The 25,134-nt window shown below is 65.3% G+C and carries 20 protein-coding genes and 5 pseudogenes; 13 read left to right on the top strand and 12 right to left on the bottom strand.

The genetic code is table 11. The features are described 5' to 3' along the window. Positions 1-58: 58 nt before the first annotated feature. Positions 59-1,285 (bottom strand): BaiN/RdsA family NAD(P)/FAD-dependent oxidoreductase, encoded by a 1,227-nt coding sequence (locus B7P44_RS22415; RefSeq protein WP_265341361.1) that lies wholly within the window; start codon positions 1,283-1,285, stop codon positions 59-61. 112 nt (positions 1,286-1,397) lie between these two features. Between B7P44_RS22415 and tsaD the strand changes: the two genes are divergently transcribed. Next, positions 1,398-2,438 (top strand): tRNA (adenosine(37)-N6)-threonylcarbamoyltransferase complex transferase subunit TsaD, encoded by a 1,041-nt coding sequence (gene tsaD, locus B7P44_RS22410; RefSeq protein ID WP_084908190.1) that lies wholly within the window; start codon positions 1,398-1,400, stop codon positions 2,436-2,438. A 99-nt stretch (positions 2,439-2,537) separates the two neighbouring features. Here tsaD and folE2 read toward each other — a convergent pair whose 3' ends face one another. The 4 genes from folE2 to B7P44_RS22390 all read right to left on the bottom strand — a co-directional run bounded on the left by folE2 (position 2,538) and on the right by B7P44_RS22390 (position 6,665). Then, positions 2,538-3,347: a GTP cyclohydrolase FolE2 gene (gene folE2, locus B7P44_RS22405; protein WP_084908189.1), complete on the bottom strand. Its 810-nt coding sequence runs from the start codon at positions 3,345-3,347 to the stop codon at positions 2,538-2,540. 157 nt (positions 3,348-3,504) lie between these two features. Beyond that, the gene (gene dxs, locus B7P44_RS22400; protein ID WP_084908188.1) at positions 3,505-5,409 is read right to left on the bottom strand and encodes a 1-deoxy-D-xylulose-5-phosphate synthase; all 1,905 of its coding nucleotides are present in this window, start codon (positions 5,407-5,409) and stop codon (positions 3,505-3,507) included. Positions 5,410-5,490: 81 nt separating this feature from the next. Further along, positions 5,491-6,375, bottom strand: coding sequence for a polyprenyl synthetase family protein (locus B7P44_RS22395; RefSeq protein WP_084908187.1), 885 nt, complete (start codon positions 6,373-6,375; stop codon positions 5,491-5,493). Beyond that, positions 6,372-6,665: an exodeoxyribonuclease VII small subunit gene (locus B7P44_RS22390; RefSeq protein ID WP_084908186.1), complete on the bottom strand. Its 294-nt coding sequence runs from the start codon at positions 6,663-6,665 to the stop codon at positions 6,372-6,374. Before B7P44_RS22390 ends, B7P44_RS22395 begins: the two co-directional genes overlap by 4 nt. A gap of 270 nt (positions 6,666-6,935) precedes the next feature. Here B7P44_RS22390 and B7P44_RS22385 point away from each other — a divergent pair, with 270 nt between their 5' ends. Together B7P44_RS22385 and B7P44_RS22380 are read left to right on the top strand one after the other, a co-directional pair. Further along, positions 6,936-8,042, top strand: a complete 1,107-nt coding sequence (locus B7P44_RS22385; RefSeq protein WP_084908185.1) for an aromatic ring-hydroxylating oxygenase subunit alpha — start codon at positions 6,936-6,938, stop codon at positions 8,040-8,042. Between the two features lie 110 nt (positions 8,043-8,152). Then, on the top strand, positions 8,153-9,022 hold the full coding sequence (locus B7P44_RS22380; RefSeq protein ID WP_084908184.1) for a sulfurtransferase: 870 nt from the start codon (positions 8,153-8,155) through the stop codon (positions 9,020-9,022). A 37-nt stretch (positions 9,023-9,059) separates the two neighbouring features. On the opposite strand, the gene B7P44_RS22375 is transcribed toward B7P44_RS22380, so the two are convergent. The 3 genes from B7P44_RS22375 to polA all read right to left on the bottom strand — a co-directional run bounded on the left by B7P44_RS22375 (position 9,060) and on the right by polA (position 14,631). Then, positions 9,060-9,935 (bottom strand): dienelactone hydrolase family protein, encoded by an 876-nt coding sequence (locus tag B7P44_RS22375; RefSeq protein ID WP_084908183.1) that lies wholly within the window; start codon positions 9,933-9,935, stop codon positions 9,060-9,062. Positions 9,936-10,252: 317 nt separating this feature from the next. Continuing rightward, positions 10,253-11,599 (bottom strand): NAD(P)/FAD-dependent oxidoreductase, encoded by a 1,347-nt coding sequence (locus B7P44_RS22370; protein ID WP_084908182.1) that lies wholly within the window; start codon positions 11,597-11,599, stop codon positions 10,253-10,255. Between the two features lie 278 nt (positions 11,600-11,877). Further along, on the bottom strand, positions 11,878-14,631 hold the full coding sequence (gene polA, locus B7P44_RS22365) for a DNA polymerase I (RefSeq protein WP_084908181.1): 2,754 nt from the start codon (positions 14,629-14,631) through the stop codon (positions 11,878-11,880). Position 14,632: 1 nt separating this feature from the next. Here polA and B7P44_RS22360 point away from each other — a divergent pair, with 1 nt between their 5' ends. The 4 genes and pseudogenes from B7P44_RS22360 to B7P44_RS36585 all read left to right on the top strand — a co-directional run. Continuing rightward, a complete protein-coding gene (locus B7P44_RS22360; RefSeq protein ID WP_084908180.1) occupies positions 14,633-15,385 on the top strand; it encodes an LOG family protein in 753 nt (250 codons plus the stop codon). Positions 15,386-15,726: 341 nt separating this feature from the next. Beyond that, a complete protein-coding gene (locus B7P44_RS22355; protein WP_084908179.1) occupies positions 15,727-16,017 on the top strand; it encodes a hypothetical protein in 291 nt (96 codons plus the stop codon). A gap of 112 nt (positions 16,018-16,129) precedes the next feature. Next, positions 16,130-17,087, top strand: a pseudogene (locus B7P44_RS22350) (transposase); the annotation flags it as partial. 49 nt (positions 17,088-17,136) lie between these two features. Next, positions 17,137-17,307 (top strand): annotated as a pseudogene (locus tag B7P44_RS36585) (phage late control D family protein); the annotation flags it as partial. A 13-nt stretch (positions 17,308-17,320) separates the two neighbouring features. On the opposite strand, the gene B7P44_RS37570 reads toward B7P44_RS36585, so the two are convergent. The 3 genes from B7P44_RS37570 to B7P44_RS22335 all read right to left on the bottom strand — a co-directional run bounded on the left by B7P44_RS37570 (position 17,321) and on the right by B7P44_RS22335 (position 19,035). Then, positions 17,321-18,118, bottom strand: a complete 798-nt coding sequence (locus B7P44_RS37570; RefSeq protein ID WP_231716815.1) for a hypothetical protein — start codon at positions 18,116-18,118, stop codon at positions 17,321-17,323. 212 nt (positions 18,119-18,330) lie between these two features. Then, complete coding sequence (locus B7P44_RS37565) at positions 18,331-18,558, bottom strand: hypothetical protein (RefSeq protein WP_231716814.1); 228 nt, start codon at positions 18,556-18,558, stop codon at positions 18,331-18,333. Between the two features lie 48 nt (positions 18,559-18,606). Beyond that, a complete protein-coding gene (locus tag B7P44_RS22335; protein WP_084908178.1) occupies positions 18,607-19,035 on the bottom strand; it encodes a helix-turn-helix domain-containing protein in 429 nt (142 codons plus the stop codon). A gap of 322 nt (positions 19,036-19,357) precedes the next feature. On the opposite strand from B7P44_RS22335, the pseudogene B7P44_RS22325 reads away from it, so the two are divergent. The 3 pseudogenes from B7P44_RS22325 to B7P44_RS22315 all read left to right on the top strand — a co-directional run. Continuing rightward, positions 19,358-19,653, top strand: a pseudogene (locus B7P44_RS22325) (DNA-binding protein). Beyond that, positions 19,641-19,884, top strand: a pseudogene (locus B7P44_RS22320) (ogr/Delta-like zinc finger family protein). Before B7P44_RS22325 ends, B7P44_RS22320 begins: the two co-directional pseudogenes overlap by 13 nt. Before the next feature lie 406 nt (positions 19,885-20,290). Then, positions 20,291-20,967: pseudogene (locus B7P44_RS22315) on the top strand (tyrosine-type recombinase/integrase); the annotation flags it as partial. Between the two features lie 91 nt (positions 20,968-21,058). Here the strand turns inward: B7P44_RS22315 and B7P44_RS22310 are convergent. Next, the gene (locus B7P44_RS22310) at positions 21,059-22,585 is read right to left on the bottom strand and encodes an AMP nucleosidase (protein WP_084909966.1); all 1,527 of its coding nucleotides are present in this window, start codon (positions 22,583-22,585) and stop codon (positions 21,059-21,061) included. A gap of 130 nt (positions 22,586-22,715) precedes the next feature. On the opposite strand from B7P44_RS22310, the gene B7P44_RS22305 reads away from it, so the two are divergent. From B7P44_RS22305 to B7P44_RS22295, 3 genes are all read left to right on the top strand, one after another. Beyond that, the gene (locus B7P44_RS22305) at positions 22,716-23,111 is read left to right on the top strand and encodes a hypothetical protein (RefSeq protein WP_084908177.1); all 396 of its coding nucleotides are present in this window, start codon (positions 22,716-22,718) and stop codon (positions 23,109-23,111) included. A 113-nt stretch (positions 23,112-23,224) separates the two neighbouring features. Beyond that, on the top strand, positions 23,225-24,223 hold the full coding sequence (locus B7P44_RS22300) for a homoserine kinase (RefSeq protein WP_084908176.1): 999 nt from the start codon (positions 23,225-23,227) through the stop codon (positions 24,221-24,223). Continuing rightward, the gene (locus B7P44_RS22295) at positions 24,214-25,029 is read left to right on the top strand and encodes a BPSS1780 family membrane protein (protein ID WP_084908175.1); all 816 of its coding nucleotides are present in this window, start codon (positions 24,214-24,216) and stop codon (positions 25,027-25,029) included. The genes B7P44_RS22300 and B7P44_RS22295 overlap by 10 nt, the downstream gene beginning before the upstream one ends. Positions 25,030-25,134 lie beyond the last annotated feature (105 nt).

Raw genomic sequence — 25,134 nt, 5'->3', positions numbered from 1 at the left:
AGTTTGCAGGGAAAGATTTTTGAGTATAGCAGACCCTTTACACAAAGGCACTACCGCGTCAAGCGCCGCGTGAAAACTCCGCGGCCGCCTGCCCGGCCGCCACGCCGGAGGCCCACGCCCACTGGAAGTTGTAACCACCCAGCCAGCCGGTCACGTCCACCGCCTCGCCGACGAAGAACAGGCCCGGCACCCGCGCGCTCATCATCGTCGCCGACGACAGCTCGCGCGTGTCCACGCCGCCCCTCGTCACCTCGGCCTTCTTGTAGCCCTCGGTGCCGTTCGGCGTCAGCGTCCAGCCGCCGAGCGCCTCGCCGACCTGCCGCAGCGCCTTGTCCGGCAGGTCGGCGAGCCGTGCGTCGGCGGCCACGCGATGCGTGTCGAGCCACGCGTGCGCGAGCCGCGACGGCACCCACTCGGCGAGCAGCGAGCCGACCTGGCGCTTCGACGCGTGCTTGGCCTCGAGCAGGTCGGCGACGACGTCGCGCTGCGGCAGCAGGTCGACACGAATCGGCTCGCCGGGCTGCCAGTAGCTCGAAATCTGCAGGATGCCCGGCCCCGACAGCCCGCGGTGCGTCAGCAGCAGATCCTCGACGAATTCGCCGCCGCGCTTCCGGTCGCCGGTCGACACGCGCACCTCGAGCGACACGCCGGACAGCGCGGCGAACGGCGCCCAGTCCTGCTGCGCGAAGGTGAGCGGCACGAGTGCGGGCCGCGTATCGACGAGCTTGTGACCGAACTGCTTCGCGATCCGGTAGCCGAAGTCGGTCGCGCCGATCTTCGGGATCGACAGGCCGCCCGTGGCGATGACCAGCGCGCGCGCCGCGATCGGGCCCGCCTGCGTGTCGAGCGTGAAGCCGTCGGCCGGCGCATGGCGCACCGCGTCGACGACGACCGGCCGGCGCCACGCGATGCCGCCGGCGTCGCACTCGTGCTTCAGCACGTCGATGATCGCGTCGCTGCCGTGGTCGCAGAACAGCTGGCCCTTGTGCTTTTCGTGCCAGGTCACCCGATGGCGCTTGAGCAGCCCGAGGAAATCGCGCGGCGTATAGCGCGCGAGCGCCGAGCGGGAAAAATGGGGATTGGCCGACAAGTAGTTGTCGGGGCCTGCGTACAGGTTCGTGAAGTTGCAGCGGCCGCCGCCCGAGATGCGGATTTTCTCGGCGAGGCGCGGCGCGTGGTCGACCAGCACGACGCGGCGGCCGAGCTGCCCGGCCACCGCCGCGCTCATCATGCCGGCGGCGCCCGCGCCGATCACGGCGATGTCAAAAGTTTCCATGGCGCGGATTGTACCCGGCCCGCGCCGCCGCCAGCGGCGGGGAGCGCGCGCCTGCTATACTTTTCGGTTACGTTGACATTCCGGCGACGCCGCGCGATGCGCGCACGCCCTGCCCCACACCATGCTCGTTCTCGGCATCGAAAGCTCCTGTGACGAAACCGGCCTCGCGCTCTACGACACGCAGCGCGGGCTGCTGGCGCACGCCCTCCATTCGCAGATCGCGATGCACCGCGACTACGGCGGCGTCGTGCCCGAGCTCGCGTCGCGCGACCACATCCGCCGCGCGCTGCCGCTGCTCGAGGAAGTCATCGCGCAAAGCGGCACGCGGCGCGAGGACATCGACGCGATCGCCTTCACACAGGGCCCGGGGCTGGCCGGCGCGCTGCTTGTCGGCGCGAGCATCGCGAACGCGCTCGCGCTCGCGTGGAACAAGCCGACCGTCGGCATCCACCATCTCGAAGGCCACCTGCTGTCGCCGCTGCTCGTCGCGGAGCCGCCGCCGTTTCCGTTCGTCGCGCTGCTCGTGTCGGGCGGCCATACGCAGCTGATGCGCGTGACCGACGTCGGCGTGTACGAAACGCTCGGCGAGACGCTCGACGACGCCGCCGGCGAAGCGTTCGACAAGACCGCGAAGCTGATCGGCCTCGGCTACCCGGGCGGCCCGGAAGTGTCGAAGCTGGCTGAAACCGGCACGCCGGGCGCCGTCGTGCTGCCGCGCCCGATGCTGCACTCCGGGGATCTCGACTTCAGCTTCAGCGGCCTGAAGACCGCCGTGCTGACGCAGATGAAGAAGTTCGAGGCCGCGAAACTGACCGGCGACGCGCTCGAGCGCGCGAAGGCGGACCTCGCGCGCGGTTTCGTCGACGCGGCCGTCGACGTGCTCGTCGCGAAGTCGCTGGCGGCGCTCAAGAAGACGAAGCTCAAGCGCCTCGTGGTCGCGGGCGGCGTCGGCGCGAACCGCCAGTTGCGCGCCGCGCTGTCGGCTGCCGCCGTGAAGCGCGGTTTCGACGTGCACTACCCGGATCTCGCGCTGTGCACCGACAACGGCGCGATGATCGCGCTCGCGGGCGCGCTGCGGCTCGCGCGCTGGCCCGAACAGGCGAACGCCGACTATGCGTTCACCGTGAAGCCGCGCTGGGATCTGGCGTCGCTCGCGCGCTGAACGCGCCCCGCCCGCGTTGCGCACGCGGCTTGCACAAGCAAAAAGAAAAGGCCGCTCGAACCCGAGCGGCCTTTCTGCTTTAAAAGGCGAAGCGGCGCGTTACGCGGCCTGCCGCTTGTCGCGCTCGATCAGCGCATACGCGCTGTGATTGTGGATCGACTCGAAGTTCTCCGCTTCGAGCACGTAGGCCACGATGCGCTCGTCGGCATCGAGCCGCTGCGCGACATCGCGCACCAAGTCCTCGACGAACTTCGGGTTCTCGTACGCGCGCTCGGTGACGAACTTCTCGTCCGGACGCTTCAGCAGCCCCCAAAGTTCGCACGACGCCTCTTCCTCGGCCATCCGGATCAGCGCCTCGACCGGCACGTCCGCCGCGAGTTCGGCATCGATCGTCACGTGCGAGCGCTGATTGTGCGCGCCGTACTGCGAGATCTTCTTCGAGCACGGGCACAGGCTCGTGACCGGCACCAGCACCTTCAGGAACAGCCGGGTCGCGCCGCCGCGGCTTTCGCCCGCGAGCGTCACTTCGTAGTCCAGCAGACTCTGCACGCCCGACACGGGCGCCGTCTTGTTCACGAAATACGGGAACGTCACCTCGATGCGGCCCGCTTCGGCTTCGAGCTTCTCCAGCATCGACGCAAGCATCGTGCGGAACAGCCCGGTCGTCAGCGGCGCGCGATGCTCCTCGAGCAACGCGACGAAACGCGACATGTGCGTGCCCTTCTGTTCGGCCGGCAGATGGACGTCGAGGTTCCAGAGACCGACGGAAGGCTGCACGTCGCCGCTTTCCGTGCGCACCGTCAACGGATGCCGGACCGCCTTCACGCCCACGCGCTGAATCGGAATCTGACGGGTATCCACCGTGCTCTGCACGTCGGGCATCACGAAGGCGGGATTCATCTGGTTCATCTTGTTCAATCCTTTTAAGCCGTGCGCGGGACTTCGCGCGCGCTGCCGCAAACGGCAGGCCGGAAAAACAACATGGGCCCGCAGGCCCATGTTTTCCGCATCAATGAAAGACCGTGCTGCGCCAGTCGCGTCGACACCGCCATCTGGCGGCGCCGGCTTACGCGACGCGCTTGGCCTGGTCGGCGACGTCGGCCGCCGGATCCAGGAAGCGTTCACGAATCGATTTCGCGATGCCCGCGCCGTCGAGGCCGCATTGCGACAACAGCTTCGCGTGGTCACCGTGATCGATGAAGCGGTCAGGGAGGCCCAATTGTAGTACGGGTCGGATAACCCCACTCTCCATCAGGGCTTCGACGCATGCGGAACCCGCGCCGCCCATCACGCAGCCTTCCTCGATCGTGACGAGCGCATCGTGCGTTTCAGCCAGCTCGCGCACGAGCGCGGCGTCGACCGGCTTCACGAAGCGCATGTTCGCGACGGTCGCATCGAGCTCCTCGGCAGCGACGAGCGACGGCGCGACCATCGTGCCGAACGCGAGGATCGCGATGCGCTTGCCTTGCGGCTGCGACGTTTGGCGACGCACTTCGCCCTTGCCCAGCGGGATCTCGGTGAGTTCCTTCACCGTCGCGACGCCCGTGCCCGCGCCGCGCGGATAGCGCACCGCGGTCGGGTTCGGCTGCAGCAGCGCGGTGTGCAGCATCTGGCGGCATTCGTTCTCGTCGGACGGCGCCATGACCGTCATGTTCGGAATGCAGCGCATGAACGCGAGGTCGTATGCGCCCGCGTGCGTCGCACCGTCCGCGCCGACGAGGCCCGAGCGGTCGATTGCGAACACGACCGGCAAGTTCTGCAGCGCGACGTCGTGGATCAGCTGGTCGTACGCGCGCTGCAGGAACGTCGAGTAGATCGCGACGACGGGCTTCAGCCCTTCGGTCGCGAGGCCGCCCGCGAACGTCACCGCATGCTGCTCGGCGATGCCGACGTCGTAGTAACGATCCTTGAAGCGCTTCTCGAACTCGACCATGCCCGAGCCTTCGCGCATCGCGGGCGTGATGCCGACGACGCGCGAATCGCGTTCGGCCTCGTCGCACAGCCATTCGCCGAACACTTGCGTGTAGGTCTTCTTCGCGGGCGTCGCCGACGGCTTGATGCCTTCCGCCGGATTGAACTTGCCCGGGCCGTGGTACAGCACCGGGTCAGCCTCGGCCAGCTTGTAGCCCTGCCCCTTCTTGGTCACGACGTGCAGGAATTGCGGACCGCGCAGTTCCTTGATGTTCTGCAGCGTCGGGATCAGCGAATCGAGATCGTGACCGTCGATCGGCCCGATGTAGTTGAAACCGAACTCCTCGAACAGCGTCGCGGGCACGACCATGCCCTTCGCGTGCTCCTCGAGCTTGCGCGCGAGTTCGAGCACCGGCGGCGCGACGCTCAGCACACGCTCGACGCCCGCGCGCGCAGCCGCATAGAAGCGGCCCGACATCAGGCGGGCGAGATGACGGTTCAGCGCGCCGACCGGCGGCGAGATCGACATGTCGTTGTCGTTGAGGATCACGAGCAGCTTCGCGTCCTCGCTCACGCCGGCGTTGTTCATCGCCTCGAACGCCATGCCGGCGGTCATCGCGCCATCGCCGATCACCGCGATCGAAAAGCGGTCGTCGCCGTTCAGCTGGCTGCCGATCGCCATGCCGAGCGCGGCCGAGATCGACGTGCTCGAGTGCGCGGTGCCGAACGTGTCGTATTCCGATTCCGAGCGGCGCGGGAAGCCCGAGATGCCGTCGAGCTGGCGCAGCGAGTGCATCTGGTCGCGGCGGCCCGTCAGGATCTTGTGCGGATAGGTCTGGTGACCCACGTCCCAGACGATACGGTCGTTCGGCGTGTTGAACACGTAGTGCAACGCGATCGTCAGCTCGACCGTCCCGAGGTTGGACGACAGATGGCCGCCCGTCTTCGACACGCTGTCGAGGACGAACGCGCGCAGCTCGTCGGCGAGCGGTTGAAGTTGGCGGCGATCGAGACGGCGCAAGTCGGCCGGATCGTCGATAGTTTTCAGCAAGTCGTACATCGTCGTTCCATTGTAGGAAATCAAACGCGCCCGCATTCTGTTGCACGCACCGTAGCATGTGCGCGGCGGCGGGCTTTCGCGTCAGCTGACCCGGTTCACCACCAGGTCGGCCAGTTCGGCGAGACGCTGCGCGCGCGCGCCGAAAGGTTGCAGCGCGGCGTGCGCGTCGGCGCGCAGTTGCGCGGCCAGTTCGCGCGACGCATCGAGGCCGAGAATCGACACGTAGGTCGGCTTGTCGTTCGCTGCATCCTTGCCGGCCGTCTTGCCGAGCGTCGCCGAATCGGTCGTCACGTCGAGAATGTCGTCGACGACCTGGAAGGCCAGGCCGACCGCGGCAGCGTAGACGTCGAGCGCGGCCATCGCGTCCGCGGACGGCGTCTCGCCCGCGAGCGCGCCCATCCGCACGGCGGCGCGCAGCAGCGCGCCCGTCTTCATCCGGTGCATCGTCTCCAGCTGCTCGCGCGTGAGCTTCATGCCCACGCTCGCCAGGTCGATCGCCTGCCCGCCGGCCATGCCGATCGAGCCGCTCGCCAGCGCCAGCTCGCGCACGAGCGCGGCTTGCTGCACCGGCGTCAGCGCGTCGGCGTCCGTCAGCGCGACGAATGCCTGCGACTGCAGCGCGTCGCCGACCAGCAGCGCGGTCGGCTCGTCGTACTGCACGTGCACGGTCGGCTTGCCGCGCCGCAGCGCGTCGTCGTCCATGCACGGCATGTCGTCGTGCACGAGCGAATAGACGTGGATCATCTCCAGCGCCGCCGCCGCCGCATTACGCGCCGCCTCGGTGGCACCGGTCAGCTCGCCCGCTGCATGGCACAGCAGCGGGCGCACGCGCTTGCCGCCCCCGAGGACCGCGTAGCGCATCGCTTCGTGGAGTTGTGCGGGCACCACAGTTTCGGCCGGCAGGTAGTGGCCGAGTGCATCCTCGACACGGTCAAGCACAGACCGCATCCATTGTTCGAATGTCATAGATCGTCGTCTTCGCCGTCCGTGGCGGCCGCTCCGGCCGAAAGCGGCTTCAGGGCCGCACCGTCAAGCACGCGCACCTGCTGCTCTACTTTTTCGAGCTGCTGTTGGCAAAACGCAACAAGTGTCGCCCCACGGCGATAGGCCGCGAGCGAATCCTCGAGGCTCAATGCGCCGCCTTCCATCCGGGCAACCAGCGCCTCGAGCTCCGCGAGCGCCATCTCATAATTGTCCGGCAACGGCTCGGTGCCATTGCCGGGCGGCGTGGCGCCTGGGGATGCGGTTTTCGCCATGGACAAAGTGTCAAATTTCAAAACAAGTCGGACATTCTACGGCAAAAGAGAATTTTCCGACCTGCCGACTTGGTGCGTCAGGCGCGCGCTCCGGCCCCGCCTTGGGTGCAAATTGTGCTCCTCAGGATGGACGCCCGACAAAAAATTGACACAAATCAGGCACTTAATACTGGCCTTGCCGAGGGAACCGGGTATAATTCCCCGTTTCCCTAAATCGATTTTTCGATGGTTGGGTTGTTCACTGCTTTCACGCTATCACCGGGAGTGGGAATGTCCAATCTGAGCGATGCGCTTCAGTTGAAGTCGGCTCATAGCCAGCTTCCAGTCACTGCATACTTCGATGAGGCGCTGTTAGCGCGCGAAGTCGAAACACTCTTCAAGAAAGGACCTCGCTACGTCGGGCACGATCTGATGGTGCCCGAGGCGGGGGATTATTTTGCGCTGCCGTCCGAAAAGGAAGGCCGCGTGCTGGTCCGCAACCCGGCGAACCAGGTCGAACTGCTGTCGAACGTGTGCCGTCACCGGCAGGCGATCATGCTGAACGGGCGCGGCCACACGCAGAACATCGTGTGCCCGCTGCACCGCTGGACGTACGACCTGGAAGGCCAGTTGCTCGGCGCACCGCACTTCCCCGACAAGCCGTGCCTGAACCTCGGCAAGTCGCCGCTGCAGAACTGGCAGGGGCTGCTGTTCGAGGCGGAAGGCCGCAATGTCGCGCGCGATCTCGCGAACCTCGGCACGAAACACCACTTCGATTTCTCGGAGTACCAGTTCGATCACGTCGAAGTCCACGAGTGCGACTATAACTGGAAGACCTTCATCGAGGTCTACCTCGAGGATTACCACGTCGTCCCGTTCCACCCGGGCCTCGGCAGCTTCGTGTCGTGCGACGACCTGAAGTGGGAGTTCGGCGACTGGTACAGCGTGCAGACGGTCGGCGTGCACAACGCGCTCGCGAAGCCGGGCAGCGCGACTTACAAGAAGTGGCACGAGCAGGTGCTGAAGTTCCGCAACGGCGTGCCGCCGGAGTTCGGCGCGATCTGGATGGTCTACTACCCGGGCCTGATGATCGAGTGGTATCCGCACGTGCTCGTCGTGTCGTGGCTGATTCCGCGCGGGCCGCAGAAGACGACCAACATCGTCGAGTTCTATTATCCCGAGGAAATCGCGCTGTTCGAGCGCGAGTTCGTCGAGGCGGAACGCGCGGCGTACATGGAGACGGCGATCGAGGACGACGAGATCGCGCTGCGCATGGACGCCGGCCGCCGCGCGCTGATGGAGCGCGGCGAATCGCAGGTCGGCCCGTACCAGAGCCCGATGGAAGACGGCATGCAGCACTTCCACGAATTCCTGCGCCGCCAGCTGGGCGACATCTGACGCCGGCATGCTGTTCAAGCATCACGATGCGTGACGAAAAGACGGGCTGCGACCCGTCTTTTTTTGTTTAGACTTAGAACATCAGGCCGTTTGCTCAATCAGGAGCCGTCATGCCACATACTCATTACACCACGCTCATCTCCGCGGCCAATCTCGCCGAACGCCTCGCGGTCGCGCCCGCCAGCGTCGCGCTGTTCGACTGCCGCTTCGATCTCGCCGACACCGGCGCAGGCGAAGCCGCGTATGCAGCCGGACACATCCCGGGCGCGCAGTACCTGCATCTCGATCGCGACCTGTCCGGCAGGAAGACCGGCACCAACGGCCGCCACCCGCTGCCGACGCGCGACGCGCTCGTCGCCACGCTCGTCAACCGGGGGCTGAAGCAAGGCCAGCAGGTCGTCGCATACGATGCGCAGGGCGGCTCCTATGCGGCGCGCCTGTGGTGGCTGCTGCGCTGGCTCGGCCACGATTCGGTCGCCGTCCTCGACGGCGGGCTGCAGGCGTGGCAAGCGACCGGCCAGCCGCTGACGCCCGAAACGCAGCATCCGTCGCGCGGCGACTTCCGCGCGCAGTCGCCGCTCGAATCGACGGTCGATGCGCAGGCCGTGCTCGCGAACCTGACGTCGCATGCGCGCCTCGTGATCGATGCACGCGCGGCGGACCGCTATCGCGGCGAGAACGAAACGATCGATCCGGTCGGCGGCCACATTCCGGGCGCGCGCAACCGCTTCTTCAAGGACAACCTGGCGGCGGACGGCCGCTTCAAGACCGGCCACGAGCTGCGCGAGACGTTTTCCGCGCTGCTGGCCGGCACTGAGCCGAACCTCGCGATCCTGCAATGCGGCTCGGGCGTGACCGCCTGCCACAACGCGCTCGCGATGGAAATCGCGGGCCTGCACGGCGCGTCGCTCTACCCCGGCTCGTGGAGCGAATGGTGCGCCGATCCGTCGCGGCCGGTCGCGACCGGCCCGAATCCATAAGCCATCTGGCGGGCGCACCTCGGCCGCCGCGTTCCGTTTACATCACGCCGTACTTGTGGAACCACGCGAGCGCGCGCTTCCAGCCATCCTCGGCATCGGCCTTCACATAGCTCGGCCGGTAATCCGCGAAGAATGCGTGACCCGCATCGGGATACACGACGATCTCCGACTCGCGCGCGAGCTTCGAGTCGCTCTTCAGGATCTGCGCCCGCATGTCCGCGAGCGATGCCTGCGTGATGTTCGTGTCCTTCTCCCCGTACAGGCCGAGCACGGGCACCTTCAGCATCGACGCATGATCGACCGGATTGAACGGCGTCATCTCGTCGGTCTTGCCTTCGACGAACCCATACCATGCGATCGCCGCGCGCACGCGCGGATTGTGCTCCGCATACAGCCACGCCTGACGGCCGCCCCAGCAGAACCCCGTCACGCCGACGCGCGACAGGTCGCCGCCGTTCTTGCCCGCCCACGCGAGCGTCGCGTCGAGATCCTCGGTCACCTGCCGGTCCGGCACCTTGCTGACGATGTTGTCGATCACCCCCTGGATCGTCGGATACTTCGACACGTCGCCCTGCCGCGCGAACAGGTCGGGCGCGATCGCCAGATAGCCGAGCTTCGCGAAGCGGCGGCAGATGTCGGCGATATGCGCATGCACGGCGAAGATTTCGTGAATCACGATGACGACCGGCAGGTTGGCCTTGCCCTGCGGCTGCGCGCGGTACGCGGGCACGCTCGCGTCGCCCGAGCGGATCTCGACCGTGTCCACGTCGAGCCCGGCGCTGTCGGTCGTGATCGTCTGCGCCGACACCGGCAGCACCGCGGCCGCGAAAGCGCCGCCCAGCGTGGCCTGCATGAACCGGCGTCGCGAGAACGGAATGTGGGGAACCAGGCTGTCGACTTCGGGTTTCAACATGAATATGCACTCCTCGATTGAGCGCCGCCGGCACACCGACGGCTTCGGCATGACGGGGCATCGCGCCGGCCCGCGACGCGGTTGCCGCGGCAGTCCGCACACGGCCGCAAGCGGAAACCTGCACACGATGCCCAATAATCCGTTGTCACGTCAACCGTCCGAACGCAAGAATCCATCTCGATACGCGCAATCGACGCACTCGGCACGCGTCGCCGGAACGACCAAAGCCGGCTGCGTGCGCACGCTCCAAAACGGCGACGGGCGGGGAATCCGCTCGTCGCGCATTCCCCGCCCGTCAGGACCGCATCACGCCGTCGTCAGTGCAGCTTGACGCGCGGCAGCGTCGTGCGCCGCAGCCAGTGCGCGACGGTATCGAGCATCATCCGCGGATAGCCGTGCAGCGCCGCGATGTGCAGCCGGTACAGCGACATGTACATGAAGCGCGCGAACAGGCCTTCGATGAGCATGTTGCCGCCGATCAGCCCGCCCATCAGGTTGCCCACCGCGCTGAAGTGGCCGAGCGACACGAGCGAGCCGAGGTCGCGATAGGTGAACTCGGGCAGCGGCCGCCCCTCCAGCCGGCACGCGATCGCCTTCATCAGGAAGTTCGCCTGCTGGTGCGCGGCCTGTGCGCGCGGCGGCACGTTGCGTTCGTTGCCGGGCCACGCGCATGCGGCGCAATCGCCGAGCGCGAACACGCTGTCGTCGTTGGCGGTTTGCAGCGTGCGGCGCACGTCGAGCTGGCCGAGCTTGTTGACCGGCAGGCCGTCGAGCTGCGCCAGCACGGCCGGCGCCTTGATGCCGGCCGCCCAGACGGTCAGGTCGGCGCGCACCGACTTGCCGCTCGCGGTGCGCACCACGCCCGGCGCGACTTCGGTCACGCGCTCGCTCAGCATCAGCCGCACGCCGAGTTTTTCGAGCAGCTCGGCGGTCGCGGACGACACACGCTCTTGCAGCGCCGGGAGAATCCGCGGGCCGGATTCGATCAGCACGATGCCGACGTCGTGCCGCGGGTCGAGCTTGTGCAGGCCGTACGCGGACAGCACCTGCGCGGTATTGCGCAGCTCGGCCGACAGCTCGACGCCGGTCGCGCCACCGCCGACGATCGCCACCTGGATGCGCGGCTCGGCCGGCGCCGACGGGTCGCCCGACACTTCCGCCGGTGCGGGATTCTGGTGCTCGGCGCGCATGCACGCGGCGATCAGCCGCTTGCGGAACCGCTCGGCCTCCGCGACGGTGTCGAGTGCGATTGCATTCTCCTGTGCACCTTGCACGCCGAAGAAATGCGTCGTACTGCCGATCGCGATCACGAGGGTGTCATAGTCGAGCGTGCGCTGCGGCAGCAGTTCCTCGCCGTCGCTGTCGTTGACGGGCGACAGCGTGATCCGCTTCGTCGCGCGGTCGAGGCCGATCAGCGCGCCCTGCTGAAACTCGAAGCCGTGCCAGCGCGCCTGCGCCGCATATTCGAGCTCCTGCGTGAAGGGGTCCATGCTGCCGGCCGCCACCTCATGCAGCAGCGGCTTCCAGATATGCGTCGGATAACGATCGACGAGCGTGACGAGCGCCTGCGCGGGACGGTTGCCGCGCGCGCCATACCGATCGCCGAGCCGTGTCGCCAGTTCCAGGCCGCCCGCGCCTCCGCCTACGATGATGATCCGATGCATCTGATTCCCCCTTGCTGTTCAAAACCGGCTGCGACCGCGCGATACCGAGCGCGGCTGCGTGACTCCGTGGCGAACCAGTTCGAACATCATTGATGTGCAGTTCGAACGACATCCACGCACCCGCTCCCGGCGCACGAAGCGCGCCTCGCCTCGCCGCCAGGCGATGCCTGACATGCATTGTCCGGGAGCTTGCGCGTTGACCACAAGCAAACAGTTTCAAGAAGTGACGTCTCTGCAACAATATGTCGCACGTCACAGGGGGCGCGTAGTGGCGCCGGTCAGTGGGCCTCTTCCCAGTTCGCGCCGGCGCCGACCTCGGCGACGAGCGGCACCTTCAGCTTCGCGACGCCGCACATCATTTCCGGCAGTTTCTCGCGCACGCGCGGCAGCTCGGCCTCGGGCACCTCGAGCACCAGTTCGTCGTGCACCTGCATGATCATCCGCGACGCGAGGCCGTCGCGCGTGAGCCAGTCGTCCACCGCGATCATCGACAGCTTGATCAGGTCGGCCGCGGTGCCCTGCATCGGCGCGTTGATCGCCGCGCGCTCGGCCGCCTGGCGGCGCGGGCCGTTGCCGCCGTTGATCTCCGGCAGCCACAGGCGGCGGCCGAAAACGGTTTCGACGTAGCCCTTCTCCTTCGCGATCGCGCGCGTGTCCTCCATGTATTGCGCGACGCCCGGGTAGCGCGCGAAATAGCGGTCGATGTACAGCTTCGCCGCGTCGCGCGTGATGCCGAGGTTCGACGCGAGGCCGAACGCGCTCATCCCGTAGATGAGCCCGAAGTTGATCACCTTCGCGATCCGGCGCTGGTCGGACGTCACTTCGAGCGGCGTCACGCCGAACACTTCCGCCGCGGTCGCGCGGTGAATGTCCTCGCCGTTCGAGAACGCGCGGAGCAGCGACGCGTCGCCCGAGATGTGCGCCATGATCCGCAGTTCGATCTGCGAATAATCGGCCGACACGATCTTGTGGCCCGGCGGCGCGACGAACGCCTCGCGGATCCGCCGGCCTTCGGCGGTGCGCACCGGAATGTTCTGAAGATTGGGATCGTTCGACGCGAGGCGGCCCGTGACCGCAACCGCCTGCGCGTAGTTCGTGTGCACACGCCCCGTTTCCGGGTTGACCATACGCGGCAGCTTGTCGGTATAGGTCGACTTAAGCTTCGACAGCCCGCGATGCTCGAGCAGCAGCTTCGGCAGCGGGTAATCCTCGGCCAGCTTCTGCAGCACCTCTTCATCGGTCGACGGCGCGCCGCTCGGCGTCTTCTTCACGACCGGCAACTGCAGCTTCTCGAAGAAGATCTGGCCGATCTGCTTCGGCGAGCCGAGATTGAATTCGCCGCCGGCCAGTTCGTACGCCTGCGCTTCAAGCTCGATGAGACGCGTCGCAATTTCGGTGCTCTGCGCCTGCAGGCGCGCATCGTCGATCAGCACGCCCGTGCGCTCCATCTTGCGCAGCACGATCGACACCGGCATCTCGATCTCGCGGTACACGCGCTCGAGGCCCGGTTCGCGCGCGACCTGCGGGTACAGCGCGTGATGCAGCTGCAGCGTGACGTCCGCGTCCTCGGCCGCGTATTCGGCGGCCTGCGCGAGCGCCACTTCGTCGAAGCCGATCTGCTTCGCGCCCTTGCCCGCCACGTCCTCGTACTTGATCGTCTTGACGCCCAGATGACGCAGCGCGAGGCTATCCATGTCGTGCGTGCGGTGCGATTCGAGCACGTACGATTCGAGCAGCGTGTCGTGCTCGATGCCGTTCAGTTCGATCCCGTAGTTCGCGAGCACCTGCGCGTCGTACTTCAGGTGCTGGCCGACCTTCTTGCGGTCGGCCGATTCGAGCCACGGCTTCAGGCGTGCAAGCACTTCGTCGAGCGGCAACTGCTCGGGCAAGTCGGGGCCGCGGTGCCCGACCGGCAGGTACGCGGCCTTGCCGGGCTCGACCGAGAACGACAGGCCGACGAGCCGCGCGAGCATCGGGTCGAGCGACGTCGTCTCGGTGTCGAACGCAGTGAGTGCGGCCGCGTCGATCTTCGCGAACCACGCGTCGAACTGTTCCCAGGTCTGGATCGTGTCGTATTCGCGGACGATGTCCGCCGCCACCACCTGCGCCGGCTCGCCGTCCGGCGCGTCGGCGCCGCCGCCTTCGGCGGGCGCGCTGTCGATCTCGCGCAGCCAGGTCTTGAATCCGTAGCGCGCGAAGATGTCGCGCAGCAGGTCGCGCGCTTCGCCGTCGGTCGCGAGCGTCGCCTCGATCGATTCGAGATGCGGCGCAAGATCGCAGGCCGTCTCGACGGTCACGAGCTTGCGGCCGAGCGGCAGGAAGTCGAGCGCACGGCGCAGGTTGTCGCCGACGACGCCCTTGATCTCGCCCGCGTGCTCGATGACGCCGTCGAGGCTGTCGTACTGCGTCAGCCACTTCACGGCCGTCTTCGGCCCGCACTTCTCGACGCCCGGCACGTTGTCGACGGTGTCGCCGATCAGCGTCAGGTAGTCGATGATCCGCTCCGGCGGCACGCCGAACTTCGCGACCACGCCGTCGCGGTCGAGTATCTCGTTGGTCATCGTATTGACGAGCGTGACGGCATCGGTGACGAGCTGCGCGAGATCCTTGTCGCCCGTCGACACGACCACCTTCATCCCGTGCCGCTCGGCTTCGCGCGCGAGCGTGCCGATCACGTCGTCGGCTTCGACGCCCTCGACCATCAGCAGCGGCCAGCCGAGCGCGCGCACGGCGCCGTGGATCGGCTCGACCTGCAACGCGAGATCGGGCGGCATCGACGGACGGTTTGCCTTATAGTCGGCATAGAGGTCGTCGCGGAACGTCTTGCCCTTTGCATCGAACACGCAAGCGCTATACTCTGCACTGACTTCCTTGCGCATACGGCGCAGCATGTTGATGATTCCGTAGAGCGCTCCGGTCGGCTCCCCGCCAGGGCCACGCAAATCAGGCATCGCATGGTAAGCCCGATACAGATAGCTCGAACCGTCAACCAATAGCAGGGTCTTACCTTCCAGATTTCGTTCTTCAGGCATTATGAACAAGAGAAAAGTGATTCCGAGTCTGCGTTCGCTCGCAGATCAAGAACGCGCGACGGCCAAGAAGGCGCGCGCATCGTGGCAGATGTTCACGATTATGGCAGAGTTTATCGAGGCGACCGAGTACCTGTCGGAGATCCGACCGGCCGTCAGCATCTACGGTTCTGCCCGTCTCAAGCCCGATACGCCGCACTACAAGCTCGCGGTGCAGATCGCGCGCAAGCTGTCCGACGCCGGCTTCGCGGTGATCTCCGGCGGCGGCCCCGGCATCATGGAAGCGGCGAACAAGGGCGCGCACGCCGGCAAGGCGCCGTCGGTCGGCCTCAACATCGAGCTGCCGCATGAGCAGGCCGGCAACCACTACCAGGACATCTCGCTGCGCTTCCGCCACTTCTTCACGCGCAAGGTCACGTTCGTGAAGAACTCCGATGCGGTGATCGTGATGCCGGGCGGCTTCGGCACGCTCGACGAGCTGTCCGAAGTGCTCACGCTGATCCAGACGAAGAAGTCGCGCCTCGTGCCGATCATTCTTGTCGGCAGCACGTTCTGGCAGGGGCTGCTGCAGTGGTTCCGCGACCAGTTGATCCCGAACGGCCTCATCAACGCGGAAGACATGGACCTGATGCAGGTGATCGACGATCCCGACCAGGTGCTCGACGCCGTGCTCGCGTTCTACGAGGACCGCGGCGAAGAGGAAGGCGAGGAAGCGCATCCGCCGCGTCCGGAAGAAGACCGGATGTTCTATCTGTAAATCGCCCGGGCCGAGCCTCGCCACCAGGGCTCGCCGGGCACGTGCTGCCGGAATGCCACGTCCGGCAGCGTGCGATTTGCGTCATTTTGTAACGCCGCGTGAAGCCGTTCGGCGCGAAAACGTCAAATCCGGCTGCCGTTCGCCGCATGCTGCGCTACAGCAAATGCAGTATTGCGGCGCGCCACTGTCAAATCACCTCATCCCGCCTGGCCCTGCGTCGGCGACGCGCCGCCAATCTGCGGTAACAGAACCCGTTCGCTTTTCCCGCCGCGCAACGGCACACTGCGATCCAGTGGTGCGCTTCGCCGCGCCGCGAACTCCACACCATTCGGGAAAACAACATGAAACGCTCGCTGCTCGCCACCGCCCTCGCCGGTTTCGGCGTCTCACTGTCCGGCATCGCCCATGCCGTGAACGTCGACGTGAACATCGGCACGCCCGCCCCGGTCGTCGTGGCACCCGCGCCCGTCATGGTCGCGCCGGCGCCCGCGGTCGTGATCGGCTGGCACGGCGAACGCTACTGGGATGGCCGACGCTACTGGGAACGCCGCGAGTGGGAAGATCACGAGCGCCATCGCGGCCACGGCGGCTACCACTGCCCGCCGGGACACGCAAAGAAGGGCGAGTGCTGAGTCGCCGTTGACGTGCGGGCGCCGTGCGCGCCCGATGCGTCAGCAAAAAGGCGCCCGAGGGCGCTAATGCCGTTCGGTTAAGCAACTGAACGGCATTTTTGCTTTGGGGAAAGAAGGTGTTGATCTGGCGCTGCCCAACGAGGCCGTCCCGTTTGTCACCAAGAGTGCCGTGGCGCAGGCGCGCCAACGTGTTTGCGAAGCCCCGCTGGCATGGCTTTTCGAACGAACAGCATGGGCTGTGGACCACGCAGGACGCGGCACGCCATACCTTCAAGGGATTGAGTCCGTGGGCGATGGACGGCACCTCACTGCGCACGGCCGACAGCCCGGCCAATCGTGAGCACTTTGGTGCGCAACGCTACGCCAGCGGCAAGGTGACCAGCTATCCTCAAGTACGAGCGGTGACGCTAACCGCCACTGTCTGGCCGCTCGAATCTTGTGCGGCCTGACGATGAACGGGTGTAACCGCCACTTCCAGATTCCGGCCAAATCCCAACTCAGTGGGAGGTCGTCGATGGTACGACGGACAATGCGATGGTGCGCATACGCGTGTCCCCGCAGACGCGCAAACAATCCGCCGAATTGCCGGAGTTCTGGCAGGTTCGCGCGATCCGCACCATCGATGCGCGCGGCCGTGAGCAGATGCTGCCGACCTCGCTGGACGATCGTAAACGCTTCAAACCGGCCGACATCGTCCCTGCTATGAGCGCCGCTGGCAGGTCAAAACCAGTTACCGGGAACTGAAGCAGTCGATGCTCAGCACGGAACTGACCTTGCGCAGCCGGACCGTCGAAGAGGTATACGAGGAAATTTGGGGCGTGTTGATTGCCTAAAACCTGATCCGTCGCGAGATTGCGAGCGCCGCATGGCAATCGAAGCTCGACCCGACCGACATCAGCTTCGTACGGGCCTTCCACGTCATCCAGCACGAAATGATGTGGGCTACCGTGCCCCCGGCATTCGGCAAAATACCCGCGTGGCTCACCCGCCTGCACGCTCACCTTGCGCTCGAGACCGCTGAAAAACGACGGGGGCGTAAATGCCCCCGTGTGATTAAAGCCCGACCTTAGCATTACTCCGCTCGGCACATCAAAGATGTCTTAACTGAACGGCATTACGGTCACAGTGTCGGGTTTTAAACCGGAGATCGACGAGACCGCGTGGCTCGTGAAGAAGGCAACGCACACGATCAACGGTAACGGTGGATTCACGACCGCGCTCGACCTCGAAATGCGCGACGATCCGACGATCGAGCGGCACCGGTCGCATTTCAGGAAAAGCAGTAAATGAACTCAGACTAAGATCAGCTCGGTTTTGCCCCGAACCAGTGCCCGATCTGATCGCTTCTCAAGTAATAGAGCTTCACCCCATTCAGAACACGTTCTTCACTGTCCCCACCCTCCTTATACTTCGTCACCATATCCATGATTTTGGGTGACACGGATTTGACGGATGTATCAGGAATAGCAGCAGTCAACGCCGCGGCAGCTACCAGTATAATATTTGCTGCCGTATCGGCGGTCCCATCGCTACCAGCAATGAATGTGACTTCGAGAAGCTTCCCCGATTTTTTACTGACACGGCCAATCAATCCCATTCGCTCGTCAAAATCTGCTCGGACCGAATCCACAGTGCTTCCGCTCTTTTTGTTGGTGAATCGAGCCCGGAAAGGTAAGTCCATTTTTTTCATGAGCTTATCGAACTGACCAGCGTACTGATCGGGGGTCACCCCCAAATCTCGAGCATCGGATTCGCTGCCTCCTTCATCGTCCTTGCCGTCCGCGCTAGATGAGGCGACTACCTTCGAAGCCGCCACCGCCGACTGCGCCGTTTGTTTCTCTCCGGACACGTTGCTGATAGGAGCGTCATGGGTAGACGCAGAGGAAGCCGCTGTGGCGCGCGGCGATGCTGTACTGCTCACGGCTTCCTTCTCGGGAGAGAGTGCCCCAAAGAAGATCATCGACACGATGAATCCGACAACGCCCGCCCCAAGATGGGACGTAAATGCACCGCGTCCTTTGCCTCGCCAGAACTTTGCAAGATACCGCCAAATGACACCCCAGATCAGGATCGTCGCAACAAACAAAAGTAACGCTTTCATAAGTTCCCCGGAATATATGGCGCGAATGCGCGCCTGTTAGAAATTTGTATCGGCGGCAAGCAGGATGAATCAGTGTCGTGCCGAGCCTACTTTCTCCCATGCCGCACCATCGGCGGCAACTGCGCACTGGCGACGCGTACCGGCTTGCATGACCACGCTGCCAAGTGAATAGCGATTGCCGCCGTATTCGCAATGCGGTGTCGTGGCAGCCGCTACGCGCTGTACTGACTGACCCGGCCGGAACGCTTGACGTACAGTGCCGCTGCAACCGCAACCGTCGCGGCTACCGCAATTGTTACCGCACGCCGCTGGCGGTCACTGATGTACCGCTTCGCCTTCGCCCCGTTGTGAAGGTGGTTATTGACGTTAGCTTGCGAGTTACTGTCCTTCACATCGCGGCCGGCAATTTGCCCGACCTCACCACTGCACTTCTGATCCATCGCTTTTTTCTCTCCAACGGCTGGCCCTGCCGTTACAACACCACCTATTTAGCTCGGTTCCTTGCCGCGCTTTTTCCGCGCTCGCTTCGTACCTACATTAATTGTGAAGGGGCTCTCCACGTCACGACTGACCTGCCGGTCGATGCTCGCCCCGTTGAAATCTTGCTGATACGTACGCGACGCCACATCCGCCGCAAGTGCCGCAGCACGTACCGCGGCGGGAGCCTCACGGTATCGGCGCACAAGGTCGGTTTCGTTAACGGACAACTCGGAAATGTTGTGCTTCCCTGTAAGGACGTAAAGCACGTCTACGCCATGAGAAGCAACCGCCTCCAGATATGTGGCATCGGGACGCCTAGATCCACTTTCATAGTTCAGTTGCGCGTCCTTGGACACCCCACCCAAGGCGGCGAAAGCTGTCTGGTTCATCCCAAGACGTTGTCGCTCTTCTTTGAGCCTTCGCGAAAAAACGGTCAATTGGCCACCATATCGACTTACAGGTAGTCAAAAGACCGCCATTCTGCTATTGCGCAAGGTTAACGAAGGGAAGTATATCCCCATGTTTCGCAAGATAGTCCCGATCACGCGGTCACCACGCGGCGTGCTGTCAAGCAACCCCGCCCCCATGCGACTCATGCCGGATGAGCGCCCCGCACTCGAAGAACTGTCCGCTGCCCAGAGTCGGTCAACGTCCAGCGTCGCACGTCTGATCTACCTCTAAGGGGTCGAGCGATACCAGGACAAAGCTACCGGCACAACTACACAAGCGCACGTAAATCCCATTGTGGAACGTTGAGCCATGCGAAATCCCGCCCTCATCGAGCCCGCGATGCGTCATGCCCTGCATAGTCCGAAGCGTCACGAAATGCAAACTGCCCTCGGTTGGGACGACTCCGAGGTCAGCCGCTTCCTGAGCGGGGGGCAAGGCGTCGTCATTGACAAGATCGACACGCTCGGCGGCAGTCGGCTTCGTTCTCGTCACCCGCAAATATCTCAACGCCGTTGCCACACCTGGCGAGTGCCGGCGTGCATTGTGAATGCGCACGACGCGGCGACGGCGAGTGCCGCCCTGGGAGGACCGTATGCGAATCCTGAACCGCTGCCGCACTGCCGCGCGCGACCACGCGTAGCAGCCGCGAAATGTCCCAAACGTTCCGGGAAGTCACTTACCAGTACAACAACGTTGAGTGCGACCACATCTACGTTGTGAACATGGAGTTCGCACGCACCCTGTCGCCGTCCGCGCCCCCGGATCTGCCGCTCAACCTGCCGCTCTCGCAGAACGTGCGCGAACGCCTCTCGCAACAACTCGAGCTGCCCGCCTAGCGCCCTAAACAACTTCCCCTGCTTTCCGCTCGCATCGTGCCTATACGGCGCGAGGGGCCTTTTTTGCCCAAAATAAGGAGATCAGCATGACCATCCTCGCTTACGCCACCGTCGTGATGCCGTTCGATCCGCCCCGCCTGTCGCTCGACAAGCGCCGCGAATACCTCCGCGCACTGTGACGTGCAGACGTCGATCCAGTCTTGCTCGTTGGCACCGCCCCGCGCTCGGCTGCCGTTGGGACGCTGACGCCTGCATGCCCGTCCTGACGCCGATCGTTCTGCACTGAACCTAGCACGTGCCCCTCACCGACATCGATCTGCGCACGACTTGCCACCGCCTGCGCATGATCGGCGACTTCGCTAGGTCAAGCCGAGCAGCAGCAACAAACACAAGGCATTGCTGTCGCATGATCTTCGTGCATGCTGTTCGGCGTGGGCTTTGCGACCGAAATCCCGCGCGTGATATCGGCGCGGCCAGGGAAATGAAACGGAATCGCTACATCACGGACGACGCGCTGAACGCAGTGCGGGCTGCCATCGTTACCGGTGCCGACTACAAGAAATCGTCCCCACGGTCGATCCTCTGTCTGATCGACCTGGCGTACCAGACTGCTCAGCGTATCGGCGACCCTCTAGCGCTCAACTGGCAGAACGTGTCCGATGAGGGGATCTCGTTTCATCCAAGCAAGACAGTCAACAGCAGCGGCGTGCGTCTGTTGATTGAGATGACGCCCGATCTACGAGAAACGCTGGATCGTGCCCGCGGCGGCAAGATCACGTCCATCGGGCCAGTGATCTGCACACATGCCGGAGGCCGCTTCACCTACATCGGCGCGTACTCGGGATGAAAACGGGCTTGCCAGCGGGCACGATCGGCGTATGAGAAAAACTGCGAAGAGAAGGGAAGCACACCGGATCCGAAGTAGCTGATCGGCATGCATTTCCACGATCTGCGAGCGAAAGCGCTGACCGATCCGAAGCGCCAGCAGGGGGCAGCCGCAGCTCAATCACTGGCCGGCCACACGACCGAAAGTATGACGGCGCACTACACGAAGTCGCGCGAAGTGGAACGCGTCCGGCCAGTGCCATTGAAGCATGCAAGTTAGACACTGACGCTCATGTTAGACAAGAAGGCTCCCCGAACTTCCCGGGGAGCCTTATACAGCAAGGGTCTGTTACTGGAACGCCACTTCCGCGAAGCTCCGCAGCTTCCGACTGTGCAGCTTGTCGAGCCCGTTGGTCCGCAGGATCTCCATCGCCTTCACGCCGATCTGCAGGTGCTGGTCGACCTGCGCGCGATAGAACTGATCGGCCATGCCCGGCAGCTTCAGCTCGCCGTGCAGCGGCTTGTCGGACACGCACAGCAGCGTGCCGTACGGCACGCGGAAGCGGAAGCCGTTCGCGGCGATCGTCGCGCTTTCCATGTCGAGCGCGATCGCGCGGCTTTGCGACAGCCGCTGCACCGGCTCGCGATGATCGCGCAGTTCCCAGTTGCGGTTGTCGACGCTCGCGACCGTGCCGGTCCGCATTACGCGCTTCAGTTCCGCGCCGTCGAGCTGCGTGACGTCCGCGACCCCGCGTTCGAGCGCGAGCTGCACTTCGGCGAGCGCCGGAATCGGCACCCACAGCGGCAGGTCGGCGTCCAGCACGTGATCCTCGCGCACATAGCCGTGCGCAAGCACGTAGTCGCCGAGGCGCTGCGTGTTGCGCAGGCCCGCGCAGTGGCCGAGCATCACCCATGCATGCGGGCGCAGCACCGCGATGTGGTCGGTGATCGTCTTCGCGTTCGACGGCCCGACGCCGATGTTGACCATCGTGATCCCGCTGCCGTCCGCGCGCTTCAGGTGGTAAGCGGGCATCTGCGGCAGACGCGGCGGCGCCGCGCCTTCCGACGGCTCGCTGCCGAGGTTCTCGTTGTACGTGACGAGATCGCCCGGCTCGACGAACGCGCTGTACTGGCTGCGGTACGCGCGCACTTCGGGATCGTCGCTTTCCGTCATCATCATGCGGCCGAGCTTCACGAACTCGTCGATGTAGAACTGGTAGTTCGTGTAGAGCACGTAGTTCTGGAAATGCGTCGGCGACGTCGCGGTGTAGTGGCGCAGCCGGTGCAGCGAGAAGTCGACGCGCGCGGCAGTGAACAGCGCGAGCGGATGGGGCTCGCCCGGCGCAGGCTCGAACGTGCCGTTGACGATGCGATCGTCGAGATACGACAGGTCGGGCGTGTCGAACACGTCGCGCATCGCGAGCAGGCTGTCGCGGTCGAGCTCGCCTTCGAGGTGGATGCCTTCGGGAAACGCGAAGTGGATCGGAATCGGCTGCGACGACACGCCGACCTCGATCTTGACCTGATGGTTCTTCGCAAGCAGCCGCAGTTGCTCGCGGTAGTAGTTCGCAAAGAGATCGGGGCGGGTCACCGTCGTCTCGAACACGCCCGGGCCGGCGACGAAGCCGTACGAGCGGCGCGAATCGACGTGCGTGTTGACCTCGGTGCGGACCCGCACGAACGGATAGCACGCGCGCACGTGCTCGGTGATCGGTTCGTGGCGGCGATAGCGCGCGAAAGCGTCGCGCAGGAAGCCGGCGTTGGCCTCGTAGATCGCGGACAGCCGAGCGACGGCGGCGATCGGGTCGTCGAATCCTTCGACGGGCGGGCTTTCCGGGGTCAGCATCCGGTGTCTGCGGCTCAAATCGTTCTTCATGTTCATCACCTCGTCTGATCAACCGACATTACCACGGAACCTTGTCACGCAGACGGTCGCGCCCGCCAAGCCGACAGCCGGATGGCGCACAGTATTTGCTAAAATTGAGCGGTTAATCGGGAGAGTCACAATGAAGCCGCTCATTCTCATCGCCGCTGCCGCCGCTTTTGCCGTCGCCAGCGTCGCCTACGCCGCCGGCGGCACGCCGAGCGCCGACGCTCAGGCCCAGGCCGATGCCAACGAAGCCGCCGGCCTGCCGGATCTCCGGAAGATCAACCGGCCCGGCGCCGAAGTGACGTCGAAGGTCGATTTCGCCGACATCCGCCGCACGCCGAGCTTCCACGAAAAAAGCAAGAACGGCACCGAAGTCACCGAATATCGCGATCGCGGCAAGCCCGTCGAGATCGACGTGAAGTCGAACTTCGGCACCCGCTACCAGATGAGCGCATCGCCGGACACGTCGCCGAAGCCGCACGACGCGAGCATTCCGATCACGCGCCTGCCGTCGATCAACCTGCACTACTGACGCTCCGCCCGCGCCGCGCCGGCCCCGGCAGCGGCGCACGGGCTCTCCCTCGCTTCCCTTTTCGCGACGCACGCGGCACGCGTGCCCGCCCAACCTGACTCGACGTATCTCGCATGGCTGTTTTCACCGCTGTTTCCGACTCCGATCTCGCGCACTGGATGCGCCACTACGCGCTGGGCGACGTCGTCGCGTTCCGCGGCATTCCGTCCGGCATCGAGAACAGCAACTTCTTCCTGACGACGACCCGCGGCGAGTACGTCCTCACGATCTTCGAGAAGCTCACGGCCGAACAGCTGCCGTTCTATCTCGACCTGATGCGCCACCTGGCCGGCCACGGCGTGCCGGTGCCGGACCCGGTCCCGCGCAACGACGGCACGCTGTTCGGCGAGCTGCACGGCAAGCCGGCCGCGATCGTCACGAAGCTCGACGGCGCGGCCGAACTGGCGCCGGGCGTCGAGCACTGCATCGAGGTCGGGCAGATGCTCGCGCGGCTGCACCTCGCGGGCCGCGACTATCCGCGCACGCAACCCAACCTGCGCAGCCTGCCGTGGTGGCAGGAGAACGTGCCGGCGATCGCGCCGTTCGTGACCGCCGGGCAGCTCGCGCTGCTGGAAGGCGAACTCGCGCATCAGGCGCGCTTCTTCGCCTCCGCCGACTATGCGGCGCTGCCGAGCGGGCCGTGCCACTGCGACCTGTTCCGCGACAACGCGCTGTTCGCGCATGCGGCGCCGGACACGGGCCACAACGTGCGGCTCGGCGGCTTCTTCGACTTCTATTTCGCCGGCTGCGACAAGTGGCTGTTCGACGTCGCGGTGACCGTCAACGACTGGTGCGTCGACCTCGCAACGGGCGTGCTCGACCACGCGCGCGCGGACGCGCTGCTGCGCGCGTACCAGACCGTGCGGCCGTTCACGGCCGAGGAGCGCCGCCACTGGGGCGACATGCTGCGCGCCGGCGCGTACCGCTTCTGGGTATCGCGCCTGTACGACTTCCACCTGCCCCGTGCGGCCGAGATGCTGAAGCCGCACGATCCCGGCCATTTCGAACGCATCCTGCGCGAGCGTATCGCGCATATCCCCGCGCTTCCCGAGACCCAACCCGCATGCAACTGATCGAAGTCCCCGCGAAGACCGGCTACGTCTGGTTCCGTCAAGGCATCTGGCTGTTCCGCCGGAACCCGCTCGCGTTCATCACGCTGTTCGTGACGTACATGCTGGCCATTGCGCTCGTATCGAGCGTGCCCGTGATCGGCGCGGTGCTGCCGCCGCTGCTCATTCCCGGCATGGCGGTCGGCTTCATGGCCGCGTGCCGCGACACCGTGGCCGGCAAGCATGTGCTGCCGACGATTCTCGTCGACGGCTTCCATTCGTACGGCGCCGTCGCGACCCAACGGCTGCTCGTGCTCGGCGCGATCTATGTCGCGGCGATGGTGCTCGTGGTCGCGGCAGCGTCGATGGTGGACAGCGGCGCGATGTTGCGCGCCATGGTCAGCACGGCGAGCGACACCGGCGCGACCCCGGACGCGCTCGCGGCGCCGGGCACGGTCGTCCCGCTGCTCGTCGCGTCGCTGATCTACGTGCCCGTCTCGATGCTGTTCTGGTTCGCGCCCGTGCTCACCGCCTGGCATGACATCCCGCCCGTGAAGGCGATGTTCTTCAGCATCGTCAGCTGCTGGCGCAACCGGGGCGCGTTCGTCGTCTACGGCCTGGTGTGGTTCGGCGTCATGCTCGGCACGTCGCTCTTCCTGTCGCTGGTATTGCAGGCGGTCGGCGCCGGCATCGATACGCTCAAGCTCACGATGCCGGTGTTGATGGCCATCATCGGCGCGATGGTCTACTGCTCGTTCTACGCGACCTATCGCGGCTGCTTCGGCGTGCAGGAGCCAAACGCGCCGGCCACGCCGTCGTCGGGCCGCTGATCCTCGCCCCCTCCCTTCGGCCGGCCCACCCGCCGGCCGTCCCTCCCCAGGTTCGGGGACGGACAATCGCCCCCGCCCTCGCGCCCCTGTTCAAGCGAATCATTT

The organism is Burkholderia ubonensis subsp. mesacidophila, assembly GCF_002097715.1.
Lineage (GTDB): Bacteria > Pseudomonadota > Gammaproteobacteria > Burkholderiales > Burkholderiaceae > Burkholderia > Burkholderia mesacidophila.
This window is presented reverse-complemented; position numbering and strand designations above follow the sequence as displayed.

What these genes read in the sequence shown, in the direction of transcription:
- B7P44_RS22380 (WP_084908184.1), top strand. Translation starts at nt 8,153, where the DNA reads ATGCCACATACTCATTACACCACGCTCATCTCCGCGGCCAATCTCGCC.
- B7P44_RS22370 (WP_084908182.1), bottom strand. Translation starts at nt 11,599, where the DNA reads ATGCATCGGATCATCATCGTAGGCGGAGGCGCGGGCGGCCTGGAACTG.
- B7P44_RS37570 (WP_231716815.1), bottom strand. Translation starts at nt 18,118, where the DNA reads ATGAAAGCGTTACTTTTGTTTGTTGCGACGATCCTGATCTGGGGTGTC.
- tsaD (WP_084908190.1), top strand. Translation starts at nt 1,398, where the DNA reads ATGCTCGTTCTCGGCATCGAAAGCTCCTGTGACGAAACCGGCCTCGCG.
- B7P44_RS37565 (WP_231716814.1), bottom strand. Translation starts at nt 18,558, where the DNA reads ATGGATCAGAAGTGCAGTGGTGAGGTCGGGCAAATTGCCGGCCGCGAT.
- B7P44_RS22300 (WP_084908176.1), top strand. Translation starts at nt 23,225, where the DNA reads ATGGCTGTTTTCACCGCTGTTTCCGACTCCGATCTCGCGCACTGGATG.
- B7P44_RS22375 (WP_084908183.1), bottom strand. Translation starts at nt 9,935, where the DNA reads ATGTTGAAACCCGAAGTCGACAGCCTGGTTCCCCACATTCCGTTCTCG.
- B7P44_RS22385 (WP_084908185.1), top strand. Translation starts at nt 6,936, where the DNA reads ATGTCCAATCTGAGCGATGCGCTTCAGTTGAAGTCGGCTCATAGCCAG.
- B7P44_RS22355 (WP_084908179.1), top strand. Translation starts at nt 15,727, where the DNA reads ATGAAACGCTCGCTGCTCGCCACCGCCCTCGCCGGTTTCGGCGTCTCA.
- B7P44_RS22390 (WP_084908186.1), bottom strand. Translation starts at nt 6,665, where the DNA reads ATGGCGAAAACCGCATCCCCAGGCGCCACGCCGCCCGGCAATGGCACC.
- B7P44_RS22295 (WP_084908175.1), top strand. Translation starts at nt 24,214, where the DNA reads ATGCAACTGATCGAAGTCCCCGCGAAGACCGGCTACGTCTGGTTCCGT.
- B7P44_RS22360 (WP_084908180.1), top strand. Translation starts at nt 14,633, where the DNA reads ATGAACAAGAGAAAAGTGATTCCGAGTCTGCGTTCGCTCGCAGATCAA.
- folE2 (WP_084908189.1), bottom strand. Translation starts at nt 3,347, where the DNA reads ATGAACCAGATGAATCCCGCCTTCGTGATGCCCGACGTGCAGAGCACG.
- B7P44_RS22310 (WP_084909966.1), bottom strand. Translation starts at nt 22,585, where the DNA reads ATGAAGAACGATTTGAGCCGCAGACACCGGATGCTGACCCCGGAAAGC.
- dxs (WP_084908188.1), bottom strand. Translation starts at nt 5,409, where the DNA reads ATGTACGACTTGCTGAAAACTATCGACGATCCGGCCGACTTGCGCCGT.
- B7P44_RS22305 (WP_084908177.1), top strand. Translation starts at nt 22,716, where the DNA reads ATGAAGCCGCTCATTCTCATCGCCGCTGCCGCCGCTTTTGCCGTCGCC.
- B7P44_RS22395 (WP_084908187.1), bottom strand. Translation starts at nt 6,375, where the DNA reads ATGACATTCGAACAATGGATGCGGTCTGTGCTTGACCGTGTCGAGGAT.
- polA (WP_084908181.1), bottom strand. Translation starts at nt 14,631, where the DNA reads ATGCCTGAAGAACGAAATCTGGAAGGTAAGACCCTGCTATTGGTTGAC.